Genomic DNA, 21,701 nt, shown 5'->3' with positions numbered 1-21,701 from the left:
CTGCCGACGGCTGACCTGGCCGCGCTGGCAACCCGCGCACTCGCTGGCCTGTCCTCGGCGCAGATCGACGCGCTGAACTCGGCACAAGTCGTGGCGCTGACGACGGCACAAGCCGGCGCGCTGACCTCGGCACAGATTGCCGGTCTGACGACCGACATCCTGCAGGCGATGGAAACGGCTGACGTGAAGGCACTGTCCTCGGCTGTTATCGGCGCACTGAATTCGGCACAAGCCGCTGCGCTGACGTCGTCGCAGATCGCCGTGATGACCTCCGGTCAGATCGGTGCACTGGCAACGTCGCTGTTCGCTTCCGGCCTGACGACCGCGCAAATCGCTGCACTGAGCACGACCCAGGCTGCTGGCCTGTCGAGCGCTCAGGTTGCCGCGATGAACACGGATAACCTGGCGGCGATTGAAACGGCTGACCTGCGTGTCATCTCGACGCGTGCCATCGCCGGCCTGTCCTCGACCCAGATCGCGGCACTGACCTCGACGCAGATCGGTGCGCTGACCAGCGGCCAGATCGGTGCACTGAGCACCTCCGTGATCGCCAACGGCCTGACCTCCGAACAGATCGTCGGCCTGACGACGTCGCAAGCTGCCGGCCTGAACTCGGCGCAAGTGGCGGCACTGTCGACCGACGTGCTGGCTGCGCTGCCGACGGCTGACCTGGCTGCGCTGGCAACCCGCGCACTCGCTGGCCTGTCCTCGGCCCAGATCGACGCACTGAACTCGGCACAAGTCGTGGCGCTGACCACGGCCCAAGCCGGCGCGCTGAACTCGACGCAAGTCGCCGGTCTGACGACCGACGTCCTGCAGGCGATGGAGACGGCTGACGTGAAAGCGCTGACAACGGCGGTAATCGGTTCCCTGAGCTCTGCCCAGGCTGCCGCGCTGACCACCGCGCAGATCGGTGTGCTGTCGAGTGGCCAGATCGGTGCGCTGGGCACCGCGCTGTTCGCCACCGGCCTGACGACCGAACAGATCGCTGCCCTGAGCACGAGCCAGGCCGCCGGCCTGTCGAGCGCACAGATCGCCGCGCTGTCCACCAACAACGTGGCGGCCATCGAGACGAACGACCTGCGTGCGATCTCGACCCGTGCGATCGCCGCGCTGACGTCCACGCAAGTGGCCGCGATGACGTCCGTGCAGATCGGCGCGCTGACCAGCGCCCAGCTCGGCGCACTGAGCACCGCCGCACTGAACGACGGCCTCACGTCGGATCAGATGGCTGGCCTCAGCAGCACCCAGGCCGCAAGCCTGAACTCGACCCAGCTGGCATCGCTCAGCACCGACGTGCTGGCCGCACTGGGCACCAGTGCGATTGCTGCCCTGCAGACCCGCTCGCTGGCGGCGCTGAGCTCCGACCAGATCGGTGCCCTGACCACGGTGCAGCTGGTGGCACTGACCACCGCGCAGGCAGCCTCGCTGCGCTCGTCGCAGATCGCTGCCCTGACGAGCACCGACCTGCAAGCGCTGGAAACGGCGGACGTGAAGGCCCTGTCCACGGCGGTGATCTCCGCCCTGACCTCGGCCCAGGCGGCAGCCCTGACGACGGCGCAGATCGGCGTGCTGTCCACCGGCCAGGTGGGCGCGCTCGGTACGGCACTGTTCAACAGCGGCCTGACGACGGAACAGATCGCAGCGTTGACGACGGCACAGGCTGCTGGCCTGACCAGCAGCCAAGTGGCTGCGCTGAACACGGATAACGTGGCAGCGCTGGAAACTTCTGACCTGCGTGCACTGTCCACTCGTGCGGTGGCGGCCCTGACGTCGAGCCAGGTGGCAGCGCTCGACTCGGCCCAGATCGGCGCGCTGACGACGGCGCAGATCACGGCCCTCGGCACCGCGGTGCTGGCGGACGGCCTGAACTCGGCGCAGGCTGCGGGTCTGACGACGGCGCAAGTGGCCGGTCTGACGACGCAGCAAGTCGGCGCCCTGTCCACGGCGGTCGTAGCGGCGCTGAACACGGCGGACATCGCTGTGCTGCGCACCAACGCGATCTCGGCCCTGAGCTCGGCGCAGATCGATGCGTTGAGCACGGCTCAGGTGGTGGCACTGACCACCGCCCAGGCCGCAGCGCTGACGTCCACGCAGATCGCCGGCCTGACGACCGACGTGCTGCAAGCTCTCGAGACCACGGACCTGCGTGCACTGCGCACCAACGTGATTGCCGCGCTGACGACGCAGCAGGCTGCCGCGCTGACGACGCAACAGTTCGCCTCGCTCACCACCCAGCAGTTCAAGGTGTGGACGACCGAACAGATCGTGGCGATGACGACGGACCAGATCCACGCGATGACGACCTCGCAACTTCACGCCATGTCGACCACGCAGACCTCTGCGTTCACGACGGCGCAGATCGCGGCGTTGTCGGCAACCACCCCGATGGTCCTGGACCTGGACGGCAACGGTATCGACACGATCAGCAAGTCGGCTGGCGTCGCATTCGACCTGCTGGGCAACGGCACCAAGGTCAGCACGGGCTGGGTGGGCGGTAACGACGGCCTGCTGGCACTGGATCGCAACGGCGACGGCATCATCAACGATGGCACCGAGCTGTTCGGTTCGGGCACCACGCTGGCGGACGGCACCAAGGCAGTCGATGGCTACGCCGCAATGCGTGAACTCGACAGCAACGGCGACGGCGTGCTGAGCACGGACGACAAGGCCTTCGGCGACCTGCGCGTGTGGGTGGATGGCAACGGTGACGGTGTGACGCAAGCTGGTGAACTGACCAGCCTGGCCGACCACAACATCGTGTCGATCGACCTGAACGGCACGAAGGATGGCACGGCAACCAACGGCAACTTCGTCGGTGCGAGCTCGAGCTACCAGACGTCGGATGGCTCCAGCCACACGATCGGTGACGTGTACTTCGCAACGTCCCCGCTCCAGTCCGGCGTCAGCAGCCTGACCCAGGCAATGGCCTCGTTCAACGCCGATACCCCGGCAACGAGCGGTGTCGCCAAGCTGGACGTGCTGGGCAGCGGTCAGACGCTGACCGCCAGCGCGGGCATGCTGGCCGATGCGATGCGCCAGTTCAACGCCACCGGCACGTCGTCCGCTGCGACGATGTCCGATGCGGAGACGCTGCGCCTGAAGGCCCTGCAATCGGCCGGCAACCACGGCATCCTGGCTGCGCCGAACAAGTAAGCCAAACGCTGCCGGCCCCCGGGCCGGCAAAGCTGTACGAAACGGCAAGACCACCCGGTCTTGCCGTTTTTTTATAGGGGCCGGCACTGCTGGAATTTGTGCTTGGCCCCGCTCTGTCTGGGGTAGAATGCCCCGTCGAGCAACTACGCGGTTCGGGGTATCCCAACGCGTTCACGAGAGCCCATCCAGACCGCCGCAATGCAAGCTAAATTCCCCCACACCGCAGTGCAGTGCCTCACCGCAGTTGCCCAGCACCATGGGATCCAGATCAACCCGGACCGCCTCATCGACGAATACGCGCTGGGCGCCGAAGAGCCGGGCGAAGGCTTGCTGTTGCGAATGGCCAACGACGTCGGCCTGAAAGCGAAGTTCGGCAACTTGAGCTGGCAAGGCTTGTTGAACCAGGGCGGTGTGTATCCGCTGCTGGCACGCCTGACCAACGGCAATATGGTGATCGTCGTCGGTGCCCGCGGCGAAGGCGACCAGGCACAGGTCGCCGTGCTCGATCCGGCCGCCGGCGCGCAGATCGCCATGCTGGACCAGGCCGCGTTCCTCGCGCGCTGGAGCGGCGAGGTAATGTTCGTGAAGCGGCAGCACAAGCTGTCCGACCCGAATCAACCGTTCGGCCTGCGCTGGTTCATCCCCGAGCTGCTGAAGCAAAAGGCCGCGTTCCGCGACATCTTCATCGCCGCCATCTGCATGCAGCTGCTGGCCCTGGCCTCGCCGATGTTCTTCCAGCTCGTCATCGACAAGGTGCTGACGCACCAGAGCGTGACGACGTTGTGGGTGCTGGCCGCCGGCATCGTCATCGCGCTCGTGTTCGACGCCGCGTTCGGCTTCCTGCGCCAGACCTTGATCCTGGCCGCGTCGAACAAGATCGACATCCGCCTGACGCGGCGCGCCTTCAGCCACCTGCTGTCGTTGCCGATCGATTATTTCGAAACCACCACGGCCGGCGTCATCACGCGCCACATGCAGCAGCTCGAGAAGATCCGCAGCTTCCTCACGGGCCGGCTGTTTTTCACGGGCCTGGACCTGATCTCGCTGTTCGTGTTCCTGCCGATCCTGTTTTCCTATTCGTTCAAGCTGACGTTGATCGTGCTGGTGTTCACCTTGATCATCGCGGCGATCGTGATGGCCATGGTGCCCACGTTCCAGCGCCGCCTGAACGCGCTGTACAACGCGGAAGGCCAGCGCCAGGCAATGCTTGTCGAGACGATCCACGGCATGCGCACGGTGAAGGCGCTGGCGATCGAACCGAACCAGCGGCGCAGCTGGGACCAGCGCTCCGCCGAATCGATCAACATGCACTTCCGCGTGGGCCAGATCTCGATCGTCGGCAATGCGATCACGGACTTCCTCGGCAAGCTGATGCCGGTGGTGCTGATCGTCGTCGGCGCCCAGGGCGTGTTCGACCAGACGCTGACGGTCGGTGCGCTGATCGCGTTCCAGATGCTGTCGCAGCGCGTCACGTCGCCGCTGATCGCGCTGGTCGGCCTCGTCAACGAATACCAGGAAACGGCGCTGTCCGTGAAGATGATGGGCGAGGTGATGAACCGCGCACCGGAGGGCCGCGCCGGTGGTGGCGGCCTGCGCCCGATCCTGCAGGGCGAGATCAAGTTTGAGGATGTGACGTTCCGCTATCCCGGCGCGCAGAACAATGCGCTCGACCGCACCAGCCTGACGATCAAGCCGGGCACCGTCGTCGGCATCGTCGGCCGCAGCGGTTCCGGCAAGACGACGCTGACGAAGGTCATCCAGGGCCTGTATGCCGTCCAGGAAGGCATCGTGCGCTTCGACGGGTATGACGCGCGCGAGATCGAGCTGTCGCACCTGCGCCGGCAGATCGGCGTCGTGTTGCAGGAGAACTTCCTGTTCCGCGGCACGATCCGCGAAAACCTGCTGGTCACCAAGCCCGATGCCACGTTCGAGGAAATCGCCGAGGCGGTGGCGGCGGCCGGCGCCGACGAATTCATCGAGCGCATGCCGCAGGGTTACGACACGCTGCTGGAAGAGAATGCGTCGAACCTGTCGGGCGGCCAGAAGCAGCGCCTGTCGATCGCGCGCTCCCTGCTCGCAAAACCGCGCATCCTGATCCTCGACGAAGCCGCGTCCGCGCTGGACCCGGAAAGCGAAGCGATCTTCATCCGCAACCTGTCGCGCATCGCCGTCGGCCGTACGGTCGTGATGATCTCGCACCGCCTGTCCACCCTGGTCAACGCCGACGCGATCCTCGTGATGCAGCGCGGCCGTCTCGTGGACGCCGGCCGGCACGACGAACTGCTGACCCGCAGCGATACCTATCAGCACCTATGGAACCAGCAAACAAGCCACCTGTAATGTCGCGCAAGCGCCTCGGCGAGGCGACCGAAACCGAGTTCCTGCCCGACGCCGATGCGATCGAGCGCGCGCCGCTGCCGCCTTACCTGCGCCGCACGCTGCACGTGCTGGCTGCCGCGCTGCTGGTCTTCATCGTCTGGGCCAGCGTGTCGAAGATCGACGTGATCGTCATCGCGCCCGGCCGCCTGGTGAACCCGACGCCGAACATCGTCGTGCAGCCGCTCGAAACGTCGATCGTGCAGCGCATTGCGGTGCGGCCGGGCCAGGTCGTGCGCAAGGGCGAGCTGCTGGCCACGCTCGACCCCACGTTCACGCAAGCGGACGAGGCGCAGCTGCGCAACCGCTACAAGAGCCTGGAGACGCAGACGCGCAGCCTGGAAGCCGAACTGTCCGGCCGCGGCGATGCCGCCACCGGCGGTGGTGCGGACGACCGGCTGCAGGCGCAACTGGCCAGCGAGCGCAAGGCCAATTTCGCGGCGCAGCGCGCCAAGATGTCGGAAAACATCGCGCGCCTGAAGGCTGGCATCGAGACCAACAAACGCGACCAGCAGGTGCTGGCCGAGCGTCTCAAATCGCTGTCGCAGATCGAGGCGATGCAGGAGCGCCTCGTCGCCGAAAACTTCGGCGCCAAGATGCAGCTGCTGGAAGCGCGCGACCGCCGCCTGGAAGTGGAGCGTACCCTCGTCATGGGCCGCAACAAGGATGTCGAACTGTCGCGCGAGCTTGCGTCGGCCGAGGCGGAACTGGCGGCCTTTGACAAGAGCTGGCGCCAGAAGGCGATGGAAGACCTGCTGAACGCGTCGCGTGAGCGCGACAGCCTGGCCGAGCAACTGGCCAAGGCGGACATGCGGCACCGGCTCGTGCAGCTGACGGCACCGGCCGACGGCGTCGTGCTGGAAGTGCCGAAGCTGTCCACCGGCTCCGTCGTGCGCGAGGCCGAGCAGATGTTCGTGATCGTGCCGCTGGGCGCCCAGCTGGAGGCGGAAGTGCAGATCGAATCGCAGGACGTGGGCACGCTGAAGGTGGGCGCTCCGGTGCACGTGAAGCTCGATGCGTTCCCATTCCAGAAGCACGGCATGCTGGAAGGGAAGGTCCGCAACATCAGCGAGGATGCGTTCCGCCGCGAGCAGGTGGCCACGGGCCAGGGCGATGCGTACTACGTGGGCCGCATTGCGCTCAGCAATGTGAAACTGCGCAATATGGCGCAGGCGCGCCTGCTGCCGGGCATGACCTTGAACGCGGAAATCGTCACCGGCCAGCGTTCCGTGATGTCCTACCTGCTGTGGCCACTGACGAAGGCCCTCGACGAATCGCTGCGCGAACCGTGATGAGTATCCGTAATGACTACGCGTAACCTCGACCTCTCCGGCGGCACCGCGCCAGCCAACCCGTTCCACGCGGACGAGGCGCTCGGCGTCGCGGCCGATCTCGTCGTCGAGCCGATTCCCCATCCGGACAACAGCTTCGACTACCTGTGCACCTATGAGCTGCCGGCACGCGTGCCGCGCCTGCTGTATGCGCCGCAGCGCCGCCTGCCGTTCGTGGAGCTGATGAACGAGGCGTGGCGCGTGCTGAAACCGGGCGGCCACTTCCTCGTGATGTCCGCCGGCCCGGCCGCTGTTGGCGACCCCGCCGTCGTCAACCCGATCGACGAGCACACGTTCCCGCGCCACTTCGGCCGCGACGGCGTGACGGACGGCTTTACCGGCGCATTCGAGACGTTGCGCCAGGAATGGCGCGGCGACCGGCTGTTCGCCGTGCTGCGCAAGGTCGAAGCGGCCGCCGCGCGCGCGCCGTCCGGCGGCAGCATGGTCAGCGTCGTGATCCCCGTCTACAACGGCGAGCGCTATATCGGCCAGACCCTGGAGTCGGTGCTGGCGCAGGCCCACCCCGACTTCGAGGTGCTGTGCGTCGACGACCATTCGACCGACGGCAGCCTGGCGCTGCTGCAGGACTATGCGCGGCGCGATGCGCGCGTGCGCGTGCTGCAGACGCCGCACAACCTGGGCACCGCGTCGCGCGCACTGAACCACGCGCTGCCGCAGATGCGCGGCGACTTCTTCGTGTACTCGTCGCAGGACGACCTGTTCTCGACGGACTGGCTGTCCAGCATGGTCGCGCGCGCGCACGAGACGGGTGCCGATGCGGTGATCCCGAACGTCGTGCTGCATTACCCGGGCGACCCGTCGCGCGACCGCATCCTGTCCGGCCTGCGGGGCGATCGCACCGTGGAGTTGTCCGGCCGCGATGCGGCGCAACACTCGCTGGACTGGAGCATCCCCGGCAACGCGCTGTGGCGCGCCAACCTGGTACGCTTCTTCGGCTTCGCGGAGTTCGGCCTGAATGCGGACGAGTACTCGGCCCGGCTGTTCTTCATCAACGCCAACAAGGTCGTGTTCAGCGACGGCATCTTCTACTACCGCCAGGACAACCCGGCCGCGGTGACGAAGCGCTTCACGCCGAAGAGCTTCGACTATGCGTACACCCAGCTGCGCGTGTACCAGCTGCTGGCGGCGGAAGGCTATCCCGCAGCCATCGTGCAGCAGGAAGCGTTGAAGACGCTGGGCACGCGCAACCAGCTGCAGCAATGGCTGGACGAGCAGGGCCCCGCCAACTTCACGCCGGAGCAGCGCCGCCAGGCGCAGGAGCGACTGGACCGCGTGACGGCCGCCATGCGGCGCGACCCGATGTTCGCCGCCGTGATCTGAGGAATATCGTGAAAAAATTCACCTTCGGCTACATCAGCCACAAGCAGCAGACCCACGACCGCTACCTGGGCATGAGCCTCGCGCAGCTCGAAGGCGACTTCGACGTGATCTGCACGTCCGACGTGGCGTATCCGGCCGAGAACTACAACACGATGCTCGAGCGCTGCAATACGGAATACCTGATCCTGACGCACCAGGACATCAGCTTTCCGCCGGACCTGCTGGCCCGCATCGAGCGCACGATCGCCGCGGTGCCGGACTTCGGCGCGCTGGGCGCCGTGGGGCGCGATGCGCGCGGCTTCTATCGCTGGTCGGAACAACGCGCGCTGTTCGAGGTGGATACGCTGGACTGCTGCTTCCTCGTCACGCGCGCCGATACGCCGTGCCGCTTCGATACGGCCAACTTCGGCGAGTTCCACCTGTACGTCGAGGATTTCTGCTGCCAGGTGTCGCGCCTGCACGGCGGCCGCATCCACACGCTGCTGACGGATTCGGGCGAACAGAGCGACCTGCTGTACCAGCCCGGTTTCGTGCCGAAGAAGCTGGTGCACCACAGCGCCACCGTCAGCCGGCAAGGCTTCGGCTGGGGGCGTTACCAGGAATTTCGCGACACGCTAGCCCGCAAATGGGGCGAGGTGTTGACTACCTGAGTAACGACCTGAGTGGCCACCTGAGTGGCCACTTGACCGGCCACTTGACCGGCCGGTAGATCAGCCGGCGCGGGCGCGCACGATGTACTGGAACACCGTCGCATCCTCGCCCGCCAGGCCCCGATTGCCGCCGCCCGCTGCGGCCAGCTGGCCCAGCGCGGCCAGCACGGCCGGATCGGGCGTCGCCTGCATCACGGCGCGGATATCGAGCAGCCGGTAGCCGCATTCGCTCAGCAATTCCACCAGCGTGGCGCGCGAGAACCAGCGCAGCTGCCGGCGCGGCAGGATCTCGCTGCCGTAGCGCAGCTCTCCCTTGGCCTGCTGCAGTTGCAGCTCCCAGTACTGGCCATTGCCGATGCAGGCGACGATCTCGACACCCGCGCCACCGTTGGCGGCAATACCTTTCAACATGGCCCACGGGTCGCGCAGCGTTTCCAGCGTGTTCGGGAACACCCAGCATTGCGCGCGCGGCAGCGGCGCGGCGGGCGTGTCAGGATCCTGCGCCAGCGTTTCGGTGCACCACTGGCTGCCCGGCGGCGCATCGGGCGGCACGCCCAGTCCCACATACTGCGCATGCGGGTGGCGGTAGCGCCAGTGTTGCGCCAGCGTGCCGCCGCCCACTTCGACGACGGTGCCGGCGCCAGGACGGATCATGTCCAGCATCGCCTGCTGCGCCGGGCTGGCCGGCGGTGGCGGGGGAACGGTTTGCGCCGGTGCCGGTTGCACCACCGGCACGCCGGACGGACGCTTGACGACACCCGCAAGCACATCCTCGAACTGCCGCACGAAGCGGGGCGTGTCGAACAGGTCGCTGCTGTCGCGGTGCTGCGCCAGGCGCTCGCGCAGTACCGCGAGGCGCGGCCGGTCGTGCGCCAGTTCGACGGCGAGGCGCTCGTATTCTTCCAGCGTGAACGTCACCAGTTCCGGCAAGCCGACGGCGCGCAGCAGGCTTCCCGCCATGCGCGACGAGAACGTGCGGCCGCTGCAGGTCAGCACCGGCAGGCCGGCCCACAGCGCATCGCTGGCCGTCGTGCCGCCGTTGAACGGCGCCGTGTCGAGGAACAGGTCGGCGATCTGGTAGCGCGCCAGGTATTCGGCCGGCACGGCGCGGCCGGCGAACAGCACGCGCTCGGGCGCCACGCCCTGCGCTTCGGCTTCGCGCAGCAGATTCGCGCGCGTCTCTTCCGCATCCGACACGAGCCACAGCACGCTGTCCGGCACCTGGCGCAGGATGCGCATCCACGCGCCATACACGTCCGGCGTGATCTTGAACGCGTTGTTGAAGGCGCAGAACACGAACGCGTTGTCCGGCAGGCCCAGTGGACCGCGCGCCGGCTTCGCGGCAATCGCGCGCTGGCGGTCGTTGATCTGGAAGCAGCTCGGCATGTGCAGCGGCTTCTCGGTGAAGTAGGGCTCCAGTTCGGGCGGCAGCACGAACGGGTCGGCGATCACGTAGTCGATGCCGGGAATCGCCGTCGGGCCGGGCAGGCCGAGCCAGGTGGCCTGCACGGGGGCGGGGCGGTGGCACAGGATGTTCGGGCGCGCGCCCAGCGTGAGGCCGTGCAGGTCGACAAGGATGTCGATCTCGTGGCTGCGGATCAGCTCCGCCGCCTGCAGGTCTGACAGGTGGTCGAGGCGGATGTAATGGTCCATCGCGCGCACCACGCGGGCGCGCAGCGGCGAATTGTCCTCGCGGCTCCACGAGAAGCCGTACACCTCGACGCGGTTGCGGTCATGCAGCTCGTACAGCTCCGCCGTCAGGATCGACACGGCATGCGAGTTGAAGTCGGACGACAGGTAGCCGATGCGAATGCGCTCGTGCGCATAGCCGTTCGGGTCCGCCAGGTGGGGCACGTCGGCCTTGACCTTTTCCTCGACGAAGCGGCGTGCCGCGGCCAGGTGGTCGGCCGGATCGGGCGACGCGCTCAGCATCGCCAGCGCGGCCGTCGCATCGAGCTTCTGCTCGTATGGTATCTCCGGCATGCCGTCATAGACGGGCCAGCGGCACAGCTTCTGGCGCAGGTGCACCCAGTGCGTCAGCACGCTGCGCTGGTCCGGCTTGATGTGCAGGCTGCGCTCGAGCATGTCCAGCGCTTCCGGCAGGCGCTTCTGGATTTCCAGCAGCCGGCCCAGGTTGTTCAGCGTCTGCACGTGCATCGCCTCGTTCTGCGCGACGGGCGGCTGCACGTCGCCGAGGATCGCCTGCCACGTGGCCAGCGCTTCGTCCGGCCGGCCGATCCGCTCGAGCAGGGTGCCCAGGTTCAGGCGGGCTTCGATGAAGTTCGGATTGCGTTCCACCGCGTCGCGGTAAGCCTGCTCCGCGCCAGCGTTGTCGCCCAGGTCGGACAGCACCACGCCCAGGTTGTAGCAGACCGCGTAGCTGACGGGCGACTGGCAGTGGGCCAGCCAGAGCCTGAACAGCGCCACGGCGCGCTCACGCTGGCCCGCCTCGGCGAGCAACTGGGTGCATTCGAACAGTTCGATCAGGGAAAGCTTACCCTGTTCGGCGAGCGAGACGGCGGCATCGACGCGGGCATTCAAGGTGTGGGAGGGCACGGTAGCGGTCATGCCGTGATCATACCGCGTTGCGGCGCCAGTGGGGTACCGCACGGCCGGGCTGGCCGCGAGCCGTGCGTGGGCCGGCATACCGCCGTGGTACGCTGTGCGGACATGGGAGCGGGCGCCTGTCGTCGTCCTGCAACTGCTTGCCCGTGGCGCCCTTGTACGGGTAGTATCTGGCATTGCTCGGCACGGGGCACCGCCTACTTGACTACATGACAAACGAGACATCATCTTCGTCCGCGGACGCCGTCTTCGCACTGATCACCGCCGCGCAGCAACTGGCCGGACAAGGGCGCGGCGCCGAGGCAGAGCAGCGCTACCGCGACTGGCTGGCCGAGCATGCGGAGCACGACCAGCCGCTGCGCTATGCGATCGAGTTCAACCTCGCCCTGCTGCTGTCCAGCCGCGGCGAAGCTGCCGAGGCCGAGGCGCTGCTGCGCACCGTCACGGGGCGCCAGCCGGCGCTGGGCCAGGCCTGGCTGCAGCTGGGCATCCTGCAGCGCGACCAGGGCCGCCACGACGAAGCGCTGGATACGTGGAGCATCATGCTGGGCAAGGTCGACCCCGTGGCCGACCAGGGTGTCCACGTCGCGGGGCTGAACCATATCGGCCTGCTGCTCGAAGAGCTCGGCCGTGCCGCACCGGCGCAGAAGATGTTCGCGCGCAGCCTGCAACAGTACCCCGCCCAGCCCGAGATCGCCCAGCGCGAAGTGGCGCTGCGCGAACGGCTGGCGCAGGAAGCCGCGGCGGCGGCCGTCGCGCTGGCGCCCCGTATCAGCGATCCGGACGACGTGCAGACGCCGATGGTCAGCATCCTGATGCCGACCCATAACCGGCCCGACTACGCGGAACTGGCGCTGCAAAGCGCGCTGGCGCAAACCTGGCGCAACATCGAGATCGTCATCAGCGACAACAGCGACAACGACGACACCGAACGCCGCTTCGCCCCGTACATCGCGCAGCACCCCTGCATCCGCTACCTGCGCGTGCCCAGCTGCACGGCGCTGGAAAACTTCCTGAACTGCTATGACCACGCGCGCGGCGAGTACATCAACTTCCTGATGGACGACGACCTGTTCCACCCGCACAAGCTGGAACGGATGATGGATTGCCTGCTGGGCCAGAGCACGGTGGGCCTCGTCACGTCGTTCCGCCAGCTGATCGACGACGTGGGCCGCGAGATGCCGCCGTCGTCGCCGAGCACGCAGCGCATGTTCGACACGATGCGCCTCGTCAGCGGCGCGGACATGTCGCGCTACCTGCTGACGTCCGGCCAGAACGTGCTGGGCGAACCGACCACGGTACTGTTCAGGAAGCGCGAACTGAAGGACCGCTTCGGCCGCTTCCATGGCCACCAGTACGCGGTGATCTCGGACATGGTCAGCTGGCTGGCGATCCTGGCCAACACCCATTGCGTGTACCTGCCCGAGCCGCTCAGCTATTTCCGCATCCACGGCGAGCAGGGCCAGAACCTGCGCCCCGTGCAGGTGCGCGGCGCGCTGGAAAACCTGCGCGTCGTCGTCGACAGCTGGCGCCACACGCCGGCGCTGTTCGACGGCGTCGACGTGCGCTCGCTGGTGACGCAGAAGCTGACCCATTTCATTACCCTGATGTCGGCGTGGCATGAAGACCTCGCGCGCCTGAAGGTCGACCTGGAACCGATCCACCAGGTGATCCGCGACGCGACCGAACTGCTGCTGGCGCCGCCAACCCCAACCGAAAGCAAAGCATGATCGCAGTGATATTGGCGGGGGGCCTCGGCACCCGCATCAGCGAGGAAACGGTCCTGAAGCCGAAACCGATGGTGACCATCGGCGGCATGCCGATCCTGTGGCACATCATGAAGGGCTACTCCGCCCACGGCATCCATGATTTCGTCGTGTGCTGCGGCTACAAGGGCGAAGTGATCAAGGAGTACTTCTCGAACTACTTCCTGCACACGTCCGACGTCACGTTCGACATGCAGAAGAACGAGATGGAAGTCCATTCGCGCAACGCCGAGCCGTGGCGCGTGACGCTCGTCGATACCGGCCTCGAAACGATGACGGGTGGGCGCCTGAAGCGCGTGGCCCCTTACCTGAAGAACGAAACGGAATTCTGCTTCACGTACGGCGACGGCGTCAGCAACGTGAACATCGCCGAGACGATCGCGTTCCACCGCAAGCACGGCAAGCTGGCCACGCTGACGGCCGTGGAACCGCCGGGCCGCTTCGGCGTGCTGCAACTGGACGGCGACCGCATCCAGGCGTTCCGCGAGAAGCCGCAAGGCGAAGGCTCGTGGATCAACGGCGGCTTCTTCGTGCTGCACCCGGACGTGATCGACTACATCGAAGGCGACTCCACGACGTGGGAAAAGGCGCCGATGGAAAACCTGGCGCGCGACGGCCAGCTGCATGCCTACTTCCATGACGACTTCTGGCAGCCGATGGATACGCTGCGCGACCGCATGCACCTGGAAGAGCTGTGGAAGAGCGGCCGCGCGCCGTGGAAGACGTGGTGAGCACGATGTTCGACAACGTCTTCGCCAACAAGCGCGTCCTGATCACCGGCCACACGGGCTTCAAGGGCACGTGGCTGACGAGCTGGCTGCTGAAGCTGGGTGCCCACGTCACCGGCTATTCCGACCGTATTCCCACCGAACCCTCGATGTTCGAGATCCTCGGCCTGGCCGACCGGATCGACCATCACCTGGGCGACGTGCGCGACCTGGCGGCATTCTCCGCCGTCGTGCGCGCCGCGCAGCCTGACTTCGTGTTCCACCTGGCCGCGCAGGCCATCGTGTCCACGTCGTACAAGGAGCCGCTGGACACGATCAGCGTGAACGTGATGGGCACCGCCACCGTGATGGAGGCGCTGCGCCAGGTCGAACACCCATGCGTGGCCGTCATCATCACGTCCGACAAGTGCTATGAAAACGTCGAATGGGAGTGGGGCTACCGCGAGACGGACCGGCTGGGCGGCAAGGACATCTACAGCGGCTCGAAAGGCGCCGCGGAGGTGATCTTCCACTCGTACGTGGAGTCGTTCTTCCGCAAGAGCGATTGCCCGGTGCGCCTCGCGTCCGCGCGGGCCGGCAACGTGATCGGCGGCGGCGACTGGGCGGCCGACCGCATCGTCGTCGACTGCATGCGCAGCTGGGCGGCCGGCAAGCCGGTCGAGCTGCGCAGCCCGAGCGCCACGCGGCCGTGGCAGCACGTGCTCGAACCGTTGTCCGGCTACCTGCAACTGGCCGCCGTCATGGCCGCCGGCAAAGTGGCGCAAGGCGATTCGTTCAACTTCGGTCCGCCGTCGGAACAGAACCGCACGGTGCTGGAACTGATGCGCGACCTGAGCGCGTACTGGCACTTCACGGATCCGGCCGGCGCGTACACCGTCACCGGCAACATCCCGTTCCATGAAGCGGGTCTGCTGAAGCTGAACTGCGACAAGGCACTGCTGCACCTGAAATGGCATGCGAGCCTGAACTACGAGCAGGTCGTGCGTCTCGTGTCGGAATGGTATTACGGCTACTACCGTGGCAACGCCGAGATGTATGGCCTGACGATGGACCAGATCGGCCAGTACGAAGCGCACGCGCAAGGGCGGGGATTGCCGTGGACGCGAGCGTGACTTCAAGCACGCTGCCGGAAGGCGTGCTGCTGACGCCACTGCGCCAGATCGCCCACCCGCAGGGCGACATCTTCCACGCGCTGCGCGCCGATGCGCCGGGCTATGCGGGCTTCGGCGAAGCGTACTTCACGCACATCCATCCCGGCCTGACGAAAGGCTGGAAGCGCCACAACCGCATGGTGATGAACCTCGTCGTGCCCGATGGCCATGTGCGCTTTCACCTGTACCGCGAAGCGGATGGCCGCACGGTGGCCGTCGAGCTGGGCGACGCGGCCGAACGCTATGCGCGGCTGACGGTGCCGCCCGGGATCTGGGTCGCGTTCAGCGGCCTCGGTGAGCGCACCAGCACCGTGCTGAACCTCGCCAGCCTGGGCCACGATCCGACCGAAGCGGACAACGTGCCGCTCGAGACGTGGCCGCTGGCATGACAATACTGTTGACCGGCGCCGGCGGCCTGCTCGGCGGCGAATTGATGCGCCAGGCGGAATGCCGGCCCCTGGCTCGCAGCGCACTCGATTGGCGTGAGCCACGCAACAACGACGCGCTGTTCGACGGCATCGACGTGCTCGTGCACGCGGCCGCGAACACCAATGTGGAACAGTGCGAACGCGATCCCGCCACGTGCTATCGCGACAATCTCGCATTGACGGAACTGCTGGCGCAATCGGCCGCGCGGCGCGGCAAGCGGATGGTGTTCATCTCCAGCACCGGCGTATATGGCGCCGCGGCGATGACGCCGTATACGGAGTACGAGCCTGCCGTGCCGACCACCCACCATCACCGCAGCAAGCTGCTGGCCGAGCAGAGCGTGCTGCGCATCTGCCCGGATGCGCTCGTGCTGCGCGTGGGCTGGCTGTTCGGCGGCCCACCGGAAAACCCGAAGAATTTCGTCGCGCGGCGCATCGAGGAAGCGCGCGCCGCCGGCACCACCCCGCTGCGCTCGAACGCGCAGCAGCAGGGCAACCCGACCTATGTGGGCGACGTGGCGCGCCGGCTGCTGGAACTGCTGGCGCTGGGGCAGGCCGGCATCTTCAACTGCGTGGGCGAAGGCGTGGCGACGCGCCATGCCTACGTCAGCGAGATCGTCCGGCTGGCGGGCGTCGACGTGCCGGTACTGCCGGCCGATGCGGCGCACTTCAACCGCGTGGCGCGCGTGTCCGACAACGAAGCGGCCGTCAACTGGCGCAGCGAACTGGCGGGCCTGGCGCCGATGCCGGCCTGGCAGGACAGTCTGGCCACGTACATGAATCAACTGAAGGTGTGAGAAGGACTGCAACATGGAACAGGTCGACATTCTGATCCTCGGCGCGGGGATCGCCGGCCTGGGTGCCGCGCTGCGCGCCCGTGAACTGGGCCGCGACGCGGTGATCGTCGAAGAGCGCGCGAGCGCCGGCGGGCTGCTGGACAACTTCACGATCGACGGCTTCCGCTTCGATCACGCGGTGCACCTGTCGTTCGCCAGCGAGCCGAAGGTGCGCGAGATCTTCGACCGCACCCCTTACCTGACGCACCCAGCCGACTCGACGTGCTTCGAGGATGGCCGCTGGCTGAAGCACCCGGTGCAGAACAACCTGTACCCGCTGCCGGCGGAGGAGCGCGTGGCGCTGCTGAAATCGTTCCTGGCGCGGCCGGAAGGCGGCGACGTGGCCGATTACGAAGCGTGGCTGCGCCACCAGTACGGCGACATGATCGCCGAGCGCTACCCGCTGCGCTACACGGACAAATACTGGGCCACGCCGGCGCGCCAGCTGTCGACGACGTGGATCGGCAACCGCATGCGCCGCGCGGAGCTCGACGAGATCGCGTTCGGCATGATGACGGCCGATACGCCGAACACGTACTACACGAAAGAGATGCGCTACCCGGCGGCCGGCGGCTACAAGGCGTTCATCGCCCCGCTGATCGACGCGGCCACGATCCGCTACGGTTATCGCGTGACCGCGATCGACCCGGTGCGCCGCGTGGTCGAATTCGCGAACGGCCAGGCGCTGCAATACCAGCAGCTCGTCAGCACGCTGCCGCTGCCGCTGCTGGTGCCGATGTGCGCCGGTGCGCCGGAGAGCGTGCAGCAGGCCGCGGACACACTGGAAGCGACGTCGATCGACCTGCTGTCGGTGGGCTTCAAGCGCGAGGTCACGCGCGAGCTGTGGTTCTACATCTACGACGGCGACATCGCCGCCAGCCGCGCCTATTCGCCGTCCGTCAAATCGCCCGAGAACGCCCCCGCTGGCTGCGGCTCGCTGCAGTTCGAGGTGTACTCGCGCGGCCGCGCATCGCGCTACACGCCCGAGGCGCTGCGCGAGAACACCGTGTATGCGCTGAAGAAGATGGGCCTGGCGACGGAAGACGACATCCTGTTCGTCGACCACCGCCGCCTCGCCTGGGGCAACGTGATCTTCGACCTGGGCATGGAAGAGCGCCGCGCCGCGGTGCGCGACTGGCTGCGCGAGCAGGGCGTACGCACCTGCGGGCGTTTCGGCGAGTGGGATTATTTGTGGAGCAACCAGAGCCTGCTGAGCGGTTACAACGCGGCAGGCACCTGAATCATTGGAGCGCCTGACAAAGCCGTCAGGGCAAGGCGCAGCGTCGAAGACAGTACGCCGGTACGGCAAGACGCTGCGACGCAGCCATGGCGGTTTTGCCAGGCGCTCACTCGATGCGGATGCCGTCCGGCAGGAAGGACTTGAACTTGTCCAGCGTCGCGCGGATCGCATCGAGGTCGATCTCGAAGAAGTAATCGAGTTCGTTCTCGTCGACGATCTTCGCACCGAAGCGCTGGTGGAAACTCAGCACGCCGGCATTGTCGCGCCGCACGTCGAAGTGCGCGGCCGTGAAGCCCAGGTGCAGCGCGTAGTGGTACACCATCAGCGCCGACTCGATGCCGAAGCCCGATGGCGCATCGTCCGCCTTGATCCACGAACCCCAGCAGAACGAATGGCCGCGGCGGTCGTACAGGCGCACCGTGCCGACCGGTTTGCCTTCCAGGTTCTCGATGATGAAATAGATCTGTTCCGGGTCGGTGGCGTAGCGTTCCAGCCAGGCCGCCTGCTTCGCCACGTCCGGCGACGTGGCCGACAGGTAGCGGTTCTTGCGCGAGTCGGTGCGCAAGGCCAGGATGAACTCCGCATCGCCCGGTTGCGCGTCACGGAACACGAGCTTGTTGCCGCGCACGGCGCGCGGGCGGACGAAGCGCGGTTCGCTCATGCCGCCGCTCCCAGCTCGGCGCACACGGCACGCACCGCGGCCGCCACTTCATCGGCCTGCTCCAGCGTCATGTGCGGGCCGATCGGCAGGCTCAGTACCTCGCGGTGGATCGCCTCCGCGATCGGGAATGCGCCTTCCTGGAAGCCCAGTTCCGCATACGCCTGCTGCATGTGCGGCGCGATCGGGTAGTGGACGATCGTGCCGATGCCCCGTTCGGCCAGTTTCGCGGCGAGCGCATCGCGCTGCGCATGGCGCACCACGTACAGGTGCCACACGGGTTCGGCCCATGCCGGCACGGCCGGCAAGGTCAGGCCGGGGATGCCGGCCAGCTGCGCGTCGTAGCGGGCGGCGATCACGCGGCGGTGCGCATTGCCGTCGTCCAGCACGTCCAGCTTCACGTTCAGGAACGCGGCCTGCATCTCGTCCAGGCGCGAATTGAAGCCCTGCACGAGGTTGTGGTACTTCTTCTGCGAGCCGTAGTTGCGGTAGGTGCGCAGCAGCGTGGCCAGCGCGTCGTCGTCCGTGACGATGCCGCCGCCGTCGCCCAAGGCGCCCAGGTTCTTGCCGGGGTAGAAGCTGAACGCGGCCGCATGGCCCAGGTGGCCCGTGCGCTCGCCGTGGCAGCGCGCGCCGTGCGCCTGCGCCGCGTCTTCCAGCACCTTGATGCCGTGGCGTTCCGCGATGGCCATGATGGCCGGCATGTCGGCCGGCTGGCCGTACAGGTGTACGGCGACGATCGCCTTCGTGCGCGGCGTGATCGCTTGCTCGATGCGGGCCGGGTCGATGTTGTAGGTTGCCTCCACCGGCTCGACGGGCACCGGCGTCGCGCCGCACTGGCTCACGGCCAGCCACGTGGCGATGAACGTATTGCTGGGCACGATGACTTCGTCGCCGGGGCCCACGCCCCACGCGCGCAGCACGAGCATGATCGCGTCCAGGCCGTTGGCGACGCCGATGCCGTGGCGCGCATTGCAGTAGGCGGCGAAGCGCTCTTCGAAGCGCTCGACTTCCTTGCCGAGGATGAACCAGCCGGACCGCAGCACACGGCTGAACGCGGCCTCCAGTTCGGCCGCCTGGGCGAGGTTGATGGCCTGGAGATCGAGGAAGGGTACGCTCATGGGCTAAGCCTTGTCAGGTCTGAGCCCGGCTGCGCACCATCGCAGCGAACTCGTTGTAGTCATAGTAGTAATCGCCGCGGTCGAACTTCGTCGACGCCATCACGAGGCACACGCCGCCGGACGAGAAGTTCTCCACCTCGCGCCACATCAGCTTCGGGATGTACAGGCCGTAGTACGAACGGTTCAGGTGGAATTTCTTGCGTTCGTAGCCGTCGTCGACGATCACGTCGAAGCTGCCGGACATCGCGATCATCAGCTGCTGCAGCTCGACGTGGCCGTGGCCGGCGCGCGACGAGCCGCCCGGCACGTCGTACAGGTAGTACACGCGCTCGATGTCGAACGGTACGTGGATGCCGCCTTCGACGACGGACAGGTTGCCGCGCGGGTCCGAGTGCTTCGGCAGGTCGATGATACGGCACTGTTCCATCATTCCCATCGTGTTACCCCTTCAACGGTTGCACGTAAGCCTGCAGGCGCTCGTACGAACGCACGATCTGGTCGAACACGCCGGACAGCTGGATCGACACGGCCTGTGCACGCGGTTCGGTGGCCAGCAGTTCCTCCGTCGTGATCACGCCCGTTTCATGGGCGGCCAGCAGCAGGTCCAGATAGTCGGAGAAGCAATAGCCGAAGTTCGGGTTCGCGTTGATGTTCGAATTCGACTGCAGCGCCGGATCGCGCCGGAAGTACGAGAGTTCCTCGTCGATGTAGAACGCGCTGGCCCCGGCCGTCAGATTGTAATAGGTCGCCACGTCGGCCAGCCCGCGCGTGCAATCGTGCGAGCCCACCTTGAACAGGTCGTGCGGCGCGATTTTCCACAGCGTGGTGCGGCGGAACATGATCGTCGTGTATTCGCCCACGTAGTTGCACATGCCCAAGGTCATGCTGCGCTGCAGGTCGCGGCCGGCGATCGTGCCGCTGGCCTCGTACGGGCGGCGCGTTTCGATGCGCTGGTTCGAGATGTCGATCACCTGCGATGCCGAGAACACCATCGTCACGTCGTCGCGGCCCTGGAACGCGGCCACCATGCGCTCGACGCAGAACGGGTGCAGCACGTCGTCGTCGAACAGCGGCTTGATGAAGTCGCCCTTCGCCGCATACATCGCCTGCAGCACGTTGTCGCTGCGCGTCGCCGTGTTGCGCTGGTAGATCACCTGCGGATACCGCGCGCAGATCTCGCGGATGCCCTCGGTGGGGCAGTTGTCGCTGACGGTGACCTCGATGTTCGGGTAGCTCTGGCCGATCGCCGAGCGCAGGCAGGCTTCGAAATGATCGACTTTGTAGGAGGGGATGACGATGCTGACTTTGGGATAGGCCATGTTCAGGTCGGGGGCGCCGGACGCCGGAAAATGAATGAGATTCCGGCAAGCACTGCCGAGGAGACAGCTCCGGCGGCCGCAGGAAAACATAATCATACCGTGTTGTACGGCACACCGACGGAAAATGTCGCCGCAGAGCAACTATTGGTGTTTGCAACGTGTCCTGCGGGCCCGTCGGAACGGCGGTAAGATGGCTGCATGCTGATGACTCCCGCCGATTTCACGCCCCTGCTCGCGCCCCAGCCGAGCGACGATCCACTGACTTTCCTGTTCCACCGTGGCCGCCTGCTGCTGCGCAGTGCCGACCTGGCGTTGCCGGCCACGCTGGCGCCGCCGGAGCGCGTGCACCCGGTGGGCCTGTGGCAGGGCCGCTATTGCCAGGTCGCGTGGACGGATGACGAAGCCCTGCCCGACGATGCTCACGACTGGCATGGCTTGCGTGCGCTGTTCGGCGTGAAGGATGATGCGTTCGTCGCGCTGGCCGGGCGCGCCGCCCAGATCGCCGAATGGGCCCGTACGCACCGCTATTGCGGCGTGTGCGGCACGCCGATGACGGCCGTTGCCGGCGAGCGCGCCTGCCGATGCCCCGCGTGCGGCTTCACCGCCTACCCGCGCATCTCGCCGGCGATGATGGTGCTGATCAGGAAGGGCGACGCGGTGCTGCTGGCCCGGCACGGCCAGTCGCCGTACCAGCGCTTCACGGCCTTGGCCGGGTTCCTGGAAGCGGGCGAAAGCGCCGAGGAAGCCGTCCATCGCGAAGTGATGGAAGAGGTGGGCTTGAAGGTGCACAACCTGCGCTATTTCGGCAGCCAGTCGTGGCCGTTCCCCCATTCGCTGATGATCGCGTTCACGGCCGAGTACCTGGAGGGCGACATCCGCACCGACCCGGCCGAGATCGCCGAGGCGCGCTGGTTCGGCCCGGACGATGAATTTCCCGAGATCCCGCCCGGCGTCTCCATCGCCAGCGAGCTGATCGGCGCCTACCGGCCGCGGCAGGCGGGCCGGTGAAGCAAGACTATTTTCTGTATACTCTCG

The 21,701-nt window shown here is 66.8% G+C and carries 17 protein-coding genes; 12 read left to right on the top strand and 5 right to left on the bottom strand.

The genetic code is table 11. The features are described 5' to 3' along the window. From IP92_RS30055 to IP92_RS28215, 5 genes are all read left to right on the top strand, one after another. A partial coding sequence (locus IP92_RS30055; RefSeq protein ID WP_371860994.1) for a beta strand repeat-containing protein occupies positions 1-3,156 on the top strand: 3,156 nt, incomplete at its 5' end. A 198-nt stretch (positions 3,157-3,354) separates the two neighbouring features. Beyond that, a complete protein-coding gene (locus tag IP92_RS28230; RefSeq protein WP_145881708.1) occupies positions 3,355-5,496 on the top strand; it encodes a peptidase domain-containing ABC transporter in 2,142 nt (713 codons plus the stop codon). Continuing rightward, entirely contained in the window at positions 5,496-6,824 is a 1,329-nt protein-coding gene (locus IP92_RS28225) for an HlyD family type I secretion periplasmic adaptor subunit (RefSeq protein WP_229419015.1), read from the top strand. Before IP92_RS28230 ends, IP92_RS28225 begins: the two co-directional genes overlap by 1 nt. Before the next feature lie 12 nt (positions 6,825-6,836). Continuing rightward, positions 6,837-8,204 carry a glycosyltransferase gene (locus tag IP92_RS28220; RefSeq protein WP_145881704.1) on the top strand — a complete coding sequence of 456 codons (1,368 nt, stop codon included), beginning with the start codon at positions 6,837-6,839 and terminating at the stop codon, positions 8,202-8,204. 8 nt (positions 8,205-8,212) lie between these two features. Beyond that, positions 8,213-8,854 (top strand): hypothetical protein, encoded by a 642-nt coding sequence (locus tag IP92_RS28215; RefSeq protein WP_145881702.1) that lies wholly within the window; start codon positions 8,213-8,215, stop codon positions 8,852-8,854. Between the two features lie 60 nt (positions 8,855-8,914). On the opposite strand, the gene IP92_RS28210 is transcribed toward IP92_RS28215, so the two are convergent. Further along, positions 8,915-11,422, bottom strand: a complete 2,508-nt coding sequence (locus IP92_RS28210; RefSeq protein WP_145881700.1) for an O-linked N-acetylglucosamine transferase, SPINDLY family protein — start codon at positions 11,420-11,422, stop codon at positions 8,915-8,917. Between the two features lie 206 nt (positions 11,423-11,628). Between IP92_RS28210 and IP92_RS28205 the strand changes: the two genes are divergently transcribed. The 6 genes from IP92_RS28205 to IP92_RS28180 are packed head-to-tail and all read left to right on the top strand — an operon-like array spanning position 11,629 to position 17,568. Continuing rightward, positions 11,629-13,149 carry a glycosyltransferase gene (locus IP92_RS28205; protein WP_145881698.1) on the top strand — a complete coding sequence of 507 codons (1,521 nt, stop codon included), beginning with the start codon at positions 11,629-11,631 and terminating at the stop codon, positions 13,147-13,149. After that, the gene (rfbF, locus tag IP92_RS28200; RefSeq protein WP_145881696.1) at positions 13,146-13,916 is read left to right on the top strand and encodes a glucose-1-phosphate cytidylyltransferase; all 771 of its coding nucleotides are present in this window, start codon (positions 13,146-13,148) and stop codon (positions 13,914-13,916) included. Before IP92_RS28205 ends, rfbF begins: the two co-directional genes overlap by 4 nt. A 5-nt stretch (positions 13,917-13,921) precedes the next feature. Continuing rightward, positions 13,922-15,025, top strand: coding sequence for a CDP-glucose 4,6-dehydratase (gene rfbG, locus IP92_RS28195; protein ID WP_145881728.1), 1,104 nt, complete (start codon positions 13,922-13,924; stop codon positions 15,023-15,025). Then, positions 15,022-15,453 (top strand): dTDP-4-dehydrorhamnose 3,5-epimerase, encoded by a 432-nt coding sequence (locus tag IP92_RS28190; RefSeq protein WP_199271774.1) that lies wholly within the window; start codon positions 15,022-15,024, stop codon positions 15,451-15,453. Before rfbG ends, IP92_RS28190 begins: the two co-directional genes overlap by 4 nt. Further along, positions 15,450-16,289, top strand: coding sequence for an SDR family oxidoreductase (locus IP92_RS28185; RefSeq protein ID WP_145881694.1), 840 nt, complete (start codon positions 15,450-15,452; stop codon positions 16,287-16,289). The genes IP92_RS28190 and IP92_RS28185 overlap by 4 nt, the downstream gene beginning before the upstream one ends. Before the next feature lie 13 nt (positions 16,290-16,302). Then, the gene (locus tag IP92_RS28180) at positions 16,303-17,568 is read left to right on the top strand and encodes a protoporphyrinogen/coproporphyrinogen oxidase (RefSeq protein WP_145881692.1); all 1,266 of its coding nucleotides are present in this window, start codon (positions 16,303-16,305) and stop codon (positions 17,566-17,568) included. Between the two features lie 106 nt (positions 17,569-17,674). Here IP92_RS28180 and IP92_RS28175 read toward each other — a convergent pair whose 3' ends face one another. Genes IP92_RS28175 through IP92_RS28160 form a run of 4 tightly spaced genes read right to left on the bottom strand, consistent with a single transcriptional unit; the run spans position 17,675 to position 20,666 of the window. Next, positions 17,675-18,229 (bottom strand): GNAT family N-acetyltransferase, encoded by a 555-nt coding sequence (locus IP92_RS28175; protein ID WP_145881689.1) that lies wholly within the window; start codon positions 18,227-18,229, stop codon positions 17,675-17,677. Then, on the bottom strand, positions 18,226-19,347 hold the full coding sequence (locus tag IP92_RS28170; RefSeq protein WP_145881687.1) for a DegT/DnrJ/EryC1/StrS family aminotransferase: 1,122 nt from the start codon (positions 19,345-19,347) through the stop codon (positions 18,226-18,228). The genes IP92_RS28175 and IP92_RS28170 overlap by 4 nt, the downstream gene beginning before the upstream one ends. A gap of 13 nt (positions 19,348-19,360) precedes the next feature. Beyond that, positions 19,361-19,777: a sugar 3,4-ketoisomerase gene (locus IP92_RS28165; RefSeq protein ID WP_371860993.1), complete on the bottom strand. Its 417-nt coding sequence runs from the start codon at positions 19,775-19,777 to the stop codon at positions 19,361-19,363. Between the two features lie 10 nt (positions 19,778-19,787). After that, on the bottom strand, positions 19,788-20,666 hold the full coding sequence (locus tag IP92_RS28160; protein WP_145881682.1) for a glycosyltransferase family 2 protein: 879 nt from the start codon (positions 20,664-20,666) through the stop codon (positions 19,788-19,790). A 198-nt stretch (positions 20,667-20,864) separates the two neighbouring features. Between IP92_RS28160 and nudC the strand changes: the two genes are divergently transcribed. After that, positions 20,865-21,674: an NAD(+) diphosphatase gene (nudC, locus tag IP92_RS28155; protein WP_145881680.1), complete on the top strand. Its 810-nt coding sequence runs from the start codon at positions 20,865-20,867 to the stop codon at positions 21,672-21,674. The last annotated feature ends 27 nt before the right edge of the window (positions 21,675-21,701 follow it).

The organism is Pseudoduganella flava, from assembly GCF_007830495.1.
GTDB classification, from domain to species: domain Bacteria; phylum Pseudomonadota; class Gammaproteobacteria; order Burkholderiales; family Burkholderiaceae_D; genus Rugamonas; species Rugamonas flava.
The sequence above is the reverse complement of the archived record's forward strand: the minus strand, read 5'-3'. Positions and strand labels throughout refer to the sequence as shown.